Below are 13,108 nucleotides of genomic sequence, written 5' to 3'. Positions count from 1 at the left end.
CTGCCTGTCGGCATCTCCCCTTGTTAAGGGGAGAATTCGCCACAAGCATTTTTTATCTTTCATTTTTTCTACCCCCTTCGATAAGGGGGTCGCCGCTAAGCGGCGGGGGGATATTATCTTTAAGTTTGTGAATAATTAGGGCTAATGACATACCCGTATAAAAAAAAGTTAATTTCTTCATTTCTCCCGGTAAAAGATTTAAACTATCGATAGTTTATATTCGTCCAATAGGTGATTTGTTGTATCTAAGATGAAACGACTTCATTTTTCCATTTCTTGGAGTGAGTAATGCGACTGAAACTACCCGGATTCACCTTTTTTTTCAAGGATAAACGTGTATGGATCGCGGCTGCTGTAGTCGGATTCCTGTTCATGTGCGCTTTTTATTCCCTCTCCAATCCCCCTCAGCAGGATCAGAAAAGATGGGCTGTGGCCAAGAGAGGCTCATTAAGCGTGGACCTTGTCGAGAGCGGGGAGATCCGGGCAATCATTTCATTTGATGTAAAAGTTCCGATGATCTGGGGGGATCTCCAGATCGTAAAGATGGTTGATGACGGGACCATCGTGAAGGCGGGCGATTTTGTCGCCCAGATCGATCCCACTCCGATGGTGACTCGTTTGAAAGAGGTCTACGAAAGCCTTGAAACAGCCCAATTGGAATTGAAAGCCCTGGACGCTGATCAGGAAACCCGCGCTTTCCAGTTGGAAACAGACCTGAAAAGCTCTGAGCTTTCCAAGGAGCTTGCGGATTTAAAAAAAGGGATGTTGAAATTCGAGTCCTCGTTAATACAGAACCAGGCGGAATTGGGGTACCAGAAACAGATGCTCGTGCTCGATGAGGTTCAGACCCGGATGAAAAACCAGAAAATCATCGACGTCGCCTCACGCAGCCGTGTGCTTATGAATGTACAGCAAAGCCAGGAGTGGAAGGATCGCATTGAACAACGCATCAAGGAATTGACCCTGACCGCCCCCATTGGCGGCATGGTAGTCTATACTGAGGTAGGCGGGCGGGGTGTACCGCGCCGTAAGATTCAGGTGGGTGACAAGCCCTGGCCCAGCCAGATACTTGCAAGCATCCCCGATCCGAGCAAGATGGAAACGGTCATCCGCGTGAACGAGGTAGATGCAACCAAAATTCTTGTGGGAGATAAGGTGGAGATAACTCTGGATGCGTTTGAAAAGACTGTATTTCACGGTGATGTGACGCGCGTTTCAAAGCTGGCGGATAAAAAAAACTGGAGAGCCCAGATCAAGGATTTTGAGGTGGGAATAAAAATCAAGGAAACAGATAGCAGCCTCAAACCGGGGATGACTACACAGGCGAGAATTGTTCTCGATGAATTTCCCAATGTTCTGTATATCCCGGTGGGTACTGTATACGAAGATAAAGGCAAACCGGTTGTCTTTAAAAAAAAGAACCCGAAAAAGCCGGTGCAGGTGGAGCTGGGAAAGCGGAACGATCGATTTGTCGTAGTGAGGCAGGGATTACAGACAGGAGATGAAATTTCCTGGCTGCCTTCCGCCCCCGAGTTTCAACCGCTGGGAAGAGCGGCAGAGATAGAGCGGCGGGCGCAGGAAATGGCCAAACTCAAAGCAAATCCGGACAGTTCATTTACTCCGGCTGCCAGCAGATTTTCGGGGAATAGATAAAAAGATAAAGAAAGAGGTGAATATGAAATTTCCTGATTTTCAAAGACTCCCAAAGCGGTATATCACCATAGGCATAATCGCTCTCGTTTTTCTTGCCGGAGCCGGCATTTATATCAAGATTGCCAAGAGCGATCCCAAGATTGCAACGTACAAAGCACAGCGCGGGGATTTCTTCATTAACATCAACCAGAGCGGAGAGCTCGATGCGACACGATTGGTCACGGTCACAGTTCCGGTGCGTATGTACGGGGGTGTCCGGGTTATCGATATAGTTCCGGACGGCACCATGGTAAAAGAAGGGGATTTCCTCATCCAGTTCGATACTACAGACGCTCTGCGGAATGTCACCGACCGTCAGAACGAGCTTGCCCAGGCGGAGGCCGACCAGGCCAGCAGCAATGCGAGCATGGCATCCACCATGAAACAGTTGGAAAACTCATACCAGGTCCAGCAATATACATTTGAGCAGGACAAATTGAGCTATGAGTTGGCCAAATACGAAGCAGAAGCACGCCGCCGTGAAATGGAGCTGACATTCAAGAAGTCCGAGCTTTCTCTGGCCCAGGCCAAGCAAAGGATAGAGTCCCAGAAAATCATTGACAAAGCAACAGTCGCCCGCGCCGAGCTGCGGGTCACCCAGCAAAAGATGCGTCTGGAACAAGCGCAGAAAGGTCTAAGCGAGCTGACCATGCGTTCCCCTAAAGCAGGACTGGTAGTATTGCGGGAAATATATGGGGGCCAGGGCAGGGCGAAGGTGAAGGTAGGGGATACTCCCTCTCCGGGACAGGAATTGATCGCCATACCCGATCTTTCGGAGATGAAAGTAAAAACCAAGGTGAACGAGGTGGATATCAGCAGAGTATCCAAAAATCAGACAGCCACAATAACGCTCGATGCATTGCATGGTCCGGCATTTATCGGCAAGGTTACCAATGTGGCCACCCTGGCGCACCGTGAAGGAGATTCGGAAGTAAAGGTATTCGATGTCGAGGTGACCATCGATGGTTCGGACCCGAGGCTGAAGCCGGGAATGACCGCTCAATGCAATATCGTTACGGGCAAAGTACCCAACGTCATCTCTATACCGTTAGAGGCGGTGTTCGGAAAAGAGGACACGACGGTCGTTTACGTGAAAAGGCACGGTTTTGAGCGGAGAGCTGTCAAGCTGGGGTCAAAAAACAGCGACTATGTGATAGTAGAAAATGGCCTGGAACCGGGATTGGAAGTGGCGCTCCGTGATCCCACCGTTCGTCTGGAAGATCTGGGCAAAGAACCTCCTAAAGTGACCAATAATACAAAGAGCGGCGGCGCGTCCGGTCAGGGCGGCAGGGACGGCGGAGGTGGTGGAGGCGGTGGAGGCGGCGCCCGGCCCCAGGGCGGCGGTGGCGGTGGTGGCAGCGGTGGCGGTGGTGGAGGCGGCGGTAGAGGCAGATAACAATGAGTTTATTTATGCTGTGGCATACCATGTTCCGATCTTGGGAGAATTGAATCAATGAATTACAGGGAAAGTTTAGTCATAGGGCTGGAGGGAATCCGCAGTCATATGCTGCGGTCGCTCCTGACCATGCTTGGCATCATTTTCGGGGTGGGTGCGGTGATCGCCATGCTGTCCATCGGAGAAGGCGCGAAACGTGAGGCGCTCGAACAGATACAGTTGATGGGAATGCACAATATCATTGTCCAGGACATACCGGTGACCGATGCGCAGTCGGGGGTGGGGCGTTCGAGCCTTTCCAGCGGTCTCTTCTGGGCGGATGCCCGCGCTGTTCAAGAGCTTAATCCGCTTATCGAGATGACCATTCCCGAACGGGAGCTGACGTTGGAAGTGCGCTACAAGACAGAGCTTGTAAAAACCACGGTTGTCGGCACCACTCCGGAGTATGGCACCGTGATGAACTATACTTCCCGCGACGGGACTTTTTTCAACTATCAGGATGTGGAAGAATCCCGCCGCGTCTGTACCCTTGGAAGCGGGATAAAGCGCGACCTGTTCTATTTCCGGGATCCGGTGGGCCAGAAGGTGAAGATCGGAGACCAGTGGTACACGGTGATCGGCACCATGGAGGACAAGGTGATTTCCAACTCCGGGAACAAAACCAGTTTCGTGGTGCGCGACATGAATAAATACGTGTATGTTCCCCTAACCTCCATGCTGAAACGGTATCCGAAGCAGCAGTTCGAGAGTGAGATTACCAGATTCACCGCCCGGGTGAATGATCCGAACCGTATCCAGGAAGCGGCGAACATAGCGCGGAATACCATGCTCCGCCGTCATAACCAGATCAAGGACTTCGAGATAACCATCCCTGAGGCGCTCCTCCGTCAGAGCCAGCAGACTCAGCGTATCTTCAACATCGTCATGGGCGCGATAGCGGGAATATCGCTTCTGGTCGGCGGGATCGGGATTATGAACATCATGCTTGCCACTGTGCTGGAAAGAACCCGTGAGATAGGAATCCGCCGCGCGGTCGGCGCCACCCAGCGCGACATTCTGGGGCAGTTCCTCCTCGAGGCGGTGGTTCTGAGTTTCACCGGCGGTCTAATCGGGATTATCCTCGGTTTTGGCATGACCAAAGTCATTGCCGTATACGCTCACTGGAGAACTATCGTCTCTGTCCAGTCCATCTTCCTTGCTTTCTGGGTATCAGTGGCGGTGGGAGTGATTTTCGGATACTATCCGGCAAGGCGGGCTGCGCTCAAGGAGCCGATTGAAGCGTTACGATATGAATAATGAAAGTATAAGGAGGTTCTTTGCATGGGGTTTCATACAACCACGCGTAGCGGGTCTTTCGTGGTCAAGGCAGTATTAGCGGGATTGTGTTTTTCCCAGTTGTTTATTTCGGGTGTTTATGCGCAAACAGTACTTACCTTGCAGGATGCCATAAATATTGCCCTGGAAAAAAGCTACAGCATGAAACAACTCCGCCTGCAACTGACTCAGGCCGAACAGAATCTCATTTCCGCCCGTAATAGTTTCCGTACGAATGTCAGGATGGCGTTAGATTCGCCGATCTGGTCGGAACAGGTTTCGGCAGTGCAGGTAGCGAACGCTCTTCCTGTGTATAACAGCACAGGCTCCTTGCAGTATCATGGGGGATTGACCATCCGGCAGCCGCTCCCCACCGACGGAACGGTAACATTCACCTCGAACTTAACCCAGTCAAACGTATCAACTTATCTGACACAGACACAGAATACTTTGAAACGAGCGGATTTTATATCCTCATTCCGTCTGCAGCTCAATCAGCCGCTCTTTACACTGAACCGCATACAGTTAAACTTGAAAAACGCCCAGCTCGGCTACGAGTTGACCTTCCGCCAGAGAACCCGTCAGCAGTTGGATGTTATCTATAATGTTACCTCGTCTTTTTACGATTTCTACCGTAACATCCGCACGGCTGAAATTTCCAAGGAAACTTTTGACCAGCAGCAGAAAGCCTACGATACCTCCAAGCAGAAATTCGAAGCCGGGCTTATTCCTGAAGTGGAGGCGCTCCAGATGGAGGTTGACCTGGCTGAAGCGAATGACAATCTTCTCTCCAACCAGGCGGCTCTGACGCGTCAAATAGAGAGCTTTAAACAACTCATCGGCGTTGATCCCAAAGAAGATATAACAGTAAAAGCAGATTTAACCATTAATCATTTTGATATAGACCTGAATAAGGCAATTACCGAGGGTCTTAAAAACCGCTCGGAAGTTCGTGAAGGGGAGATTTCCATCGAACAGGGAAAGATGAACATCCGCGACATCGCTTCGAACAATCAGATAAACGGAGTGGTTTCAGCATTCTATGATTTCAGTGGTGTAAGCGACTCTTCGCTGCCTTTTTCTACAGGTCCGGGAGACCTTTTCAATTCAAGCTGGGATGACATGCAGCGTCGTCCCCGGAACCGTGGAGTGACATTTACCCTGAACGTTCCTATCTGGGACTGGGGAGTAAATGAGGCCCGGGTGACGAGCGCGCAAGCTCAGCTCCAGAACACCCAACTCCGTCTTGAAGACACAAAGAAGACGATCGAACGAGGAATAAAGGATTCGGTAAGCCGGGTCAGGGATGCCGAGAGCCGTATCCAGATTCTTCAGAAAAGACAGGAAATAGCCCAGAAAAGCTATGATATCTCACTCGAGCGCTTCAACATCGGAGAAATCAAAGCGGATGATCTGGCCCAGGACCGCAACCGTCTTAACAGCGCCAAAATGGCCTATTTGGGCGCCTACATCTCCTACCAGCTTGCAGCGGCCGACCTCAAGCGCAACACCCTCTTCGATTTTGAAACCGGCAAGCCTGTTCAATAGCCCTCACAAATATGTGGGAGAGGGGGCAAGGATTCACCCGCACAATCCTTCATAGTGTTAAGTCATGCAATAAAGTTGGATTTATATTCCCCCCTTAACAAGGGGGGATGCCAAAGGCAGGGGGGATTTCTTCTTCCCGGCGAATAAAGATCCCCCCGCCGCTTGAGCGGCGACCCCCTTTTTAAGGGGGTAAAAAGAAAAAGAAACTCCAGCATCAGACATTATCTGATTGACTTAACACTATTCCCGGCTGATCCGGTCCAGCTCTGCAAGATCGTCTGCGGTAAGGGACACATTCACTGCCCCGGCGTTGTCCTCAAGCTGTTCCATTCTGGTCACTCCGGCGATCACCGAAGGAACGATATCGTGGGAAAGGAGCCAGGCGATGGAGAGCTGCGCCATCGAGCAGTCCTTCCTTTCCGCGATCCCGGCCAGGTTCTCTACCAGTTCCAGATTTCTATCGGTCAGGAAGAGGTCTTTCCAGTTGCCGCCGTCATCGAAAATACGCCCGGAGGCTTTATCAAGGCTGCCCCGGCGGTATCTTCCGCTGAGAAGGCCGCTGGCCAGGGGGAAAAACGGAATAACTCCGATTTTTTTCTTCCAGGCGAAGTTCAGAAAAGCCTCTTCATACCCTTCAAGGCGGTCTTCCCCCTCGGTCGCCACCTTACGGCGCTCGGCCAGATTATACCAGTTCTGGACGGCGATGAGGCGCCGGGAAGGGTTTTTTGTCACCGAAGCGAGGGCGGCGGCGTTTTCATCGAATTGGGCTGCGGTCATATTCGACACGGCGAGGTAGACAGCCTTGCCCTTATTCACGACGTCCTCGAAGGCTCCCCATGTCTCGGCAAGCGGAGTCTCCCAGGAACCGTCGGGCATGAGGCTGGGCTCGTGCAGGTAGAGGATGTCGATCCGGTCGGTGTGAAGACTGCGGAGGCAGTTGTCAACCGCAGTGAGAATGTATTTCCGGTTGGAGCCGCGCTCGTTCGGAGTGAACTCGCGCTCCATCTCGTGCTCGGCGCGGGCGGGAAGGGTCACCTTCGTGGCGAGAACGACCATATCGCGAACCCGGTTTCCCCGGCTTTTGAAGTACCGTCCGATGAGGCGCTCCGAATTCCCTGACTTGTTGTTGTAAGAGCTTGCGGTGTCCCAGTGGAAAATTCCCAGCTCGAGGGCGCGGTCGAGGATTTTGAACCCCTCATGCTCGTCCACCCGTGAGCCGTCGTACGACGGGTATCCCCATTTCCAGGTTCCCAGACCGATTTCCGATACCCAGAGCCCGGAATTTCCGACTCTCCGGCATTTCATTCCGCGAAAAAGTTTGGTGTGCATGGTTAAAAATCCTTTCAAAGGCAGCCCCCTAATCCCCCGGAGGGGGACTTGAAATACTTATTTCGCGGGCTTTTGTGCGAATCGTCTCAAGAACGGAATCGATTTCAGATGTTACCTGGTTGTTAGTGAATAGTAGGATTGTATACCCTCCCGCCTGAAGATAGCCATCCCGGTTTCCGTCATATTCTTTACACTCATTATGGATTCCTCCGTCAATTTCGATAATCAGTTTCAGATCATGGCAATAGAAGTCTGCGATATACCTTCCGATGGGATGTTGGTTTCTGAAACGAAAACCGTCAATCTGCTTATTGTTGATGTGCGACCAAATGAGCGTTTCTGCCTCGGTCATTTCAAGACGGAGTTTACGCGCGATTTCAATAACATACCGAGGGCTGTATTTCTTGTAAAGCATCACAATACGCCTCTAAAATCAGCCCCCTAAAATGCAGCCCCCTAAATCCCCCGAAGGGGGACTTAAAAGACTGAAAAACAAGTTCTTCAACAAGTAAACTACAAACCTGTATTATCTTTGCCGGGGGAAGTCCCCCTTTGGGGGATTTAGGGGGCTGTATTTTCTTCAAACTTCTGCAATCCCTTTACAATCCTCACCGTTTCCAAGCTCACCGTGACAATCTTCTTTATCAGGCTCCGGATGTACCACCTGTCCTCTTCATTATTTGGATCGTTGGTGATTCCGCTCCGTTTGTCCGTTGTCACCCGGTACTGATCCACGATCCATTCCAGCGCGGAACGGTTCCCCAGGCGGTATTCGTACACCTCCGGAGGGATGTCCGCCAGCGTCAGGAAATCATTATAAATAAGCCGGGTCTTGTCCTTTGACAGCTTCATCTTTTCCACACGCCAGTCGAGCTGCTTTCCGGGCGTCTCTATCTCCGCAAGCGGGTACTCCTCCTTATGTTCATAATTCACATGCAGATCGGCCAGCAACTTCCCCGCCTCGGAAAACGCGCTGAAATCCGGAGCGAATGGTATCCGCGGCAGCTCACGGCGCAGGTTGGCGGCGTATTTCTCACGGTATCCGGGATGGTGCAGGACGCCGTAGATGTAATAAAAGATGTCCCACTTGGTGATGGAGGGGGCGGAATAATGGGAGAGGAACTGCTCAAGAGACCAGTCTGTTATGTTTTCGGTGCGGTTGGAGCCGTCTTTGGAGTAGGTGTAGAAGGGGAAGCATTGGGAGTCACCGGTTAAATGTAAATCGGGGATAATATTTGTCATTAAACTGTGAAATGGTTTATTGTTGCCGATTGCTCGGACACAGATTACAAGGTTTTCCTGTTCGGTTTCGGGTATGGGGAAAAGTTTGTGGTTTGATGACAATTCGTCAATAATAATATCAGAGAAGTAAAGGTTTTTTTTCACAAAGGGTCTATACATACTTTTTCTAATTGATTCTTCATTAATTATAATTCTGTCTCGTTTCTTAAGATGTCGTTTTAAATTTCTGCTCCATTTTATTTTATCATATGATAATTCATTGTCAATATTTATGTCTTTCCCATCTGGGAAAATAGCCATTGCTTTATGGTATTCGTCAGAAAAAAAAGAAACATTATCTTTTAATGTTTTTCCATTAAAACTATAAGCAAAACTATCCCTATTCGTAGATATCCCAAGAAAGAAAAGATTGAATATGGATTTCTCATCGCCCCTACTCCCTTTTTTTATGCCCAACGGGAGTAAAAAATTGAACGTCTCATTTAGACCCTCCTTTAGCCATGTATAATTTCTATCAGGGGAAATTTCTTTTAACGGCAAGTTATGAATAACTTTTGCATTATCAATAAGTTCAAACTTCTCTTTTCTTGTGGCCCTGAAGTGAACATTATAATAAAATATTCTATGTTCATTTTCTTTTTGATTTTTTATTAATAAAGTTATTGATACCCCAACCATTGCAGATAGTCCAAAAACTGTATGTTTCTCTCCCAAAGGGATACCATCACGCATTGAATCTTTTCGTATATTTCCTTTTAAATCAAAAACATAAATATGATTGAAATCCGAAAATAAATGTTTTCGCATTCCGTCAAATGATATGTCATCAATATAACTATTATTTGTTACAAATGCGATAATCCCTTCTTTACCAATTCTATCAGAAGCCCAACGAAAAGCTTTGATATAAGGATCCCTCAATTTTCTAACTAATTGTGCCTTTGAATCCTTCGCATACGTATCCTTCACCCTCTTATCAATCACCGGGTATTTCCTATTCTTGTTGTTATCGTTCTCATTCACCTGCCCCGCATTGTAAGGCGGATTGCCAAGGATTACGAAAATCGGCGCTTTTTTCTGATTTTGGACACGCTCTGTGTTTTTCTCGGTGAACAGATCGCCCTGCTGCGGCTCCGCCAGCCCGAACGTATCCACGAGGCATATCCCCTCGAACGGCTGGTACTCCCCGGTCATTTCGTAATTGGCGTGCTCGATGTTCATAGACGCGATGTAGTACGGAAGAAGCATCACCTCGTTGCAGTGGATTTCGTTAGCGTATTTATAGGGAAGCGCGGTTCTTTTGATTTTTCGCATGACGTGGATGATGAAATTCCCGGTTCCTACGAACGGGTCGAGGATGTGGACGTTCTCATCGGAGAGGGAGCGGTTGAATTCACGCTGGAGGATGTCCTCGACGGAATTGACGATGAAGTTGACGATAGATTGGGGCGTGTAGACGATGCCGTGTGTGTCGGCGATTTTGACCGAGAAGCCCTGGAAGAATTTTTCGTAGACGGTATTGAGGAAGTCCTGTTTTTGCGAGAAATCGCTAATGGAGGAGGCGGTGTTTTCAATGGAAAGATAAAACGGGTCAAGCGATTTAAGGAACTCCCCCTTGCTGAAATGGTGGGACGTGAGAGCGTCGATGACCTTTTCGATCTCGCGGGCGATGATGTTCTTGTTGGCGAAATCGGGATTGTCAAAAATTTTGCTGAAAATACGGATGGTCAAAAGATGCTGGATGAGCATTTCCTCGATGGCTTCCGGCGCTAGATTGGGATTGATAGAGCGGCGGCAGAGATCGGCAAACCCGTTGAACGCCTCGATAAACTGCGTGTTGGATTGGCGCTCTTTTTCGATGAGTTCGAGAATGCCCTTCGCGATCTGAGGAACCTTGTCCCTGAATTCCTCTACCGCTTTCCGCCATTCGGGATAGTGCGGGGGCTGGTAGCTGAAAAAGACTTCGAGCGCCTTGATGAGGCGTTCCGGCTCGGTTATTGTTTCATCGAACACCTTGGACCCGTTTCGATAAACGAGCGCCCGTTCCGGGGCCTGGAAGATGATGTTGTCCTGCGGGTAGCCTTTTATGAACTTCTTTTTTACTTCCTTTTCGAGGTCATCCTGCGTATCCTTGGCCTCCCAATAGCCGTGACTCAGCTTGAAGTCATCGAGAAGCGCGCCGTCTACCGCTATGGAAGCGCCGTTTTTCTTTATGGGATATTCCTCAATCAATGTAAAGCCGAACCGTTTTGCTGCCGTACGGAGGAGTTTTGCGAAGGCGTTCTTTACCGCCCCTTCATTCTCATAACCGAGAGAGGTGAATTTCTGGAGGGCATCATAATAATCCTTCACTGCTTTGTGCGATGGCTTGAGATTGAGTTCCATAGGGTGAGTAACCGGCCAAATTGATAGTGGGATATTTTCTATAAAAGTAGCTCTATGAACAGGTAAAAGCAATGGATTTCGGAAAGCAACTCCCTTTCCCCGGAGGGAGCAGGAACAGACTTTGGTTCAACGACTTCCCTTGCCCCCTTCGGGGGTAAACGGTTTCATCGTTCCCGCGAAGCGGCAAGGGACAGAGGGTTAGGGGGCAAACGGGTTCTCTCCTTCATAATACATCCCGCGCGGCTGGTTGAATGAAACATCGTCAATCCCGAGCATCTTTACAGCGCTGAAAAGCGTTTTTCCGGCATGGGCGAATCCGACTGCTGTGTGATGCGGGAACTGCTTTCCGATGAGGATATGACGGTAGAATCTCCCCATCTCTTTCACCGCGAAAATGCCGATTCCGCCGAATGACCGGGGATTTATGTCAAGAATCTCCCCCTGCGCTGCATAGGAGCGAAGCTGTGTGTCGGCGGAGGATTGCAAACGAAAAAGGGTGATGTCTCCGGGGCGAAGGCTGCCTTCGAGCGTTCCCCTGGTGATGTTGGGGGGTGATCCCGGCTCCATGAGACGGTGCATAATGAGCTGGTATTTCAGGGAGAAATCGGCCATGCAGCTTGCGGGGCTGTTGCCGCAGTGGAATCCCATAAAAAGATCGGTCGAACTATAGCCCTTCATTCGGTCGCCGGCTGCATCGATCATGTCGTAAGGGACTGTGTTGTTGATGTCGAGCAGGGTGGCGGTAATGCCTGACGCGGCGCAGACCATGTACTCGCTCAGGGCGCCGTAGATGTCCACCTCGCAGGATACCGGTATCCCGCTGTTCGCCAGCCGTGAGTTGACATAGCAGGGGACGAATCCGAAATATTTTTCGAACGAGGGCCAGCATTTGTTGGCGAATATGCCGAACTGAGAGGCCCCGAGATTATCCTCGGCGAATGCGATGAGGGCGCGCTCGAACTGCGCCAGTTTACGGAGAAGGTCGGGATAAGCGTTTCCCTCGCCCAGCTCTTTGGCCATCTCACGGGCGGTGTCTGCAATGCCGGGATCGTTTTCCGCCTGAAGGAACCGGTCATACAGATCAAGCTCGCTGTTTTCCATGATCTCTATTCCCAGGTCGTAGAGCGGCTTGATCGGGGCGTTGCAGGCGAGAAAATCCTGGGGACGAGGCCCGAAGGAGAAAATTTTCAGGCTGGAGATTCCCAGGAGCACCCTGGCAACCGGGATGAATTCACTGATCATTTCTGCGACCTCGGAAGGTGTCCCCGCCGGATATTCGGGTATATAGGGCGATAGATAGCGAAGATCGCAGTTATAGGAGGCGTTGAGCATGCCGCAGAAAGCGTCTCCTCTCCCGCCGAACAGGTCCTTCCCCGATTCCTCGGCGGCCGCGGCGAGCATCACCGGACCTCCGAACTTATCGGCGAGCAAGGAAAGGGGGCCTTCCGGGCCGAAATTTCCCAGATAAACCACCAGGGCGTTTATCCCTTTCTGCTCGATTTCATCGAGGGCGGCCAGGACATCCCGCTCGTTTTCCACCAGGGTATCGCATCCGATTACTGGGATATTTCTTGCGAGGCATTCCTCTATTACGCGATTTTTCCGCGACCGTGACAGCTCGGCCGGAAAGCAGTCCCTGCTTACCGCCACGATGCCCGTTTTCACCTTCGGAATATTTTTCATGATAAAAGCTCCTTGTTTAGAAGAAGGTACTGTCAAAAATAATATGAAAAAATGAGAAAGCTGTGGAAATGACGTAACCATTGAAAAGTCTTTGACTTTTCAACAGTTACTTGGAAAAACGTTTCACGTTTTACCACATTACCACAGCTACTACAACAATACACGCAACGATTTGTATTTTTTTGATTTAAAGCCCCTTTGGGGAGAATTTTTTTGTGGTTAGTTAAGAGGGAGAACTTTATAATTTTGCTAACATTAATAATATCAAATCCTTAAGTATTAAATAGCATAATACTTTTGACAGTACCTAGAAGAAGGTACTGTCAAAAGTATCATGAAAAAATAAGAAAGCTGTGGAAATGACGTAACCATTGAAAAGTCTTTGACTTTCAAACAGTTACTTGGAAAAACGTTTCACGTTTTCCCACATTACCACAGCTACTACAACAATACACGCAACGATTTGTATTTTTTTGATTTAAAGCCCCTTTGGGGAGAATTTTTTTGTGGTTAGTTAAG

8 protein-coding genes are annotated in these 13,108 nt (G+C 49.6%); 4 read left to right on the top strand and 4 right to left on the bottom strand.

What is annotated here, in order from left to right:
- Positions 1-288: 288 nt before the first annotated feature.
- Genes Q8O92_03825 through Q8O92_03810 form a run of 4 tightly spaced genes read left to right on the top strand, consistent with a single transcriptional unit; the run spans position 289 to position 5,950 of the window.
- A complete protein-coding gene (locus Q8O92_03825) occupies positions 289-1,653 on the top strand; it encodes an efflux RND transporter periplasmic adaptor subunit (protein ID MDP2982440.1) in 1,365 nt (454 codons plus the stop codon).
- 22 nt (positions 1,654-1,675) lie between these two features.
- The gene (locus tag Q8O92_03820; GenBank protein ID MDP2982439.1) at positions 1,676-3,088 is read left to right on the top strand and encodes an efflux RND transporter periplasmic adaptor subunit; all 1,413 of its coding nucleotides are present in this window, start codon (positions 1,676-1,678) and stop codon (positions 3,086-3,088) included.
- A 57-nt stretch (positions 3,089-3,145) separates the two neighbouring features.
- The gene (locus tag Q8O92_03815; protein ID MDP2982438.1) at positions 3,146-4,384 is read left to right on the top strand and encodes an ABC transporter permease; all 1,239 of its coding nucleotides are present in this window, start codon (positions 3,146-3,148) and stop codon (positions 4,382-4,384) included.
- 24 nt (positions 4,385-4,408) lie between these two features.
- Positions 4,409-5,950, top strand: a complete 1,542-nt coding sequence (locus Q8O92_03810; GenBank protein ID MDP2982437.1) for a TolC family protein — start codon at positions 4,409-4,411, stop codon at positions 5,948-5,950.
- A gap of 240 nt (positions 5,951-6,190) precedes the next feature.
- On the opposite strand, the gene Q8O92_03805 is transcribed toward Q8O92_03810, so the two are convergent.
- From Q8O92_03805 to Q8O92_03790, 4 genes are all read right to left on the bottom strand, one after another.
- Positions 6,191-7,279, bottom strand: a complete 1,089-nt coding sequence (locus Q8O92_03805) for an aldo/keto reductase (protein MDP2982436.1) — start codon at positions 7,277-7,279, stop codon at positions 6,191-6,193.
- Between the two features lie 28 nt (positions 7,280-7,307).
- The gene (locus Q8O92_03800) at positions 7,308-7,694 is read right to left on the bottom strand and encodes a DUF559 domain-containing protein (protein MDP2982435.1); all 387 of its coding nucleotides are present in this window, start codon (positions 7,692-7,694) and stop codon (positions 7,308-7,310) included.
- 146 nt (positions 7,695-7,840) lie between these two features.
- The gene (locus Q8O92_03795; GenBank protein MDP2982434.1) at positions 7,841-10,906 is read right to left on the bottom strand and encodes a type ISP restriction/modification enzyme; all 3,066 of its coding nucleotides are present in this window, start codon (positions 10,904-10,906) and stop codon (positions 7,841-7,843) included.
- Positions 10,907-11,104: 198 nt separating this feature from the next.
- Positions 11,105-12,589: a fucose isomerase gene (locus Q8O92_03790; protein ID MDP2982433.1), complete on the bottom strand. Its 1,485-nt coding sequence runs from the start codon at positions 12,587-12,589 to the stop codon at positions 11,105-11,107.
- Positions 12,590-13,108: the final 519 nt, after the last annotated feature.

The sequence above is a fragment of the Candidatus Latescibacter sp. genome, assembly GCA_030692375.1.
GTDB lineage: Bacteria > Latescibacterota > Latescibacteria > Latescibacterales > Latescibacteraceae > JAUYCD01.
This window is presented reverse-complemented; position numbering and strand designations above follow the sequence as displayed.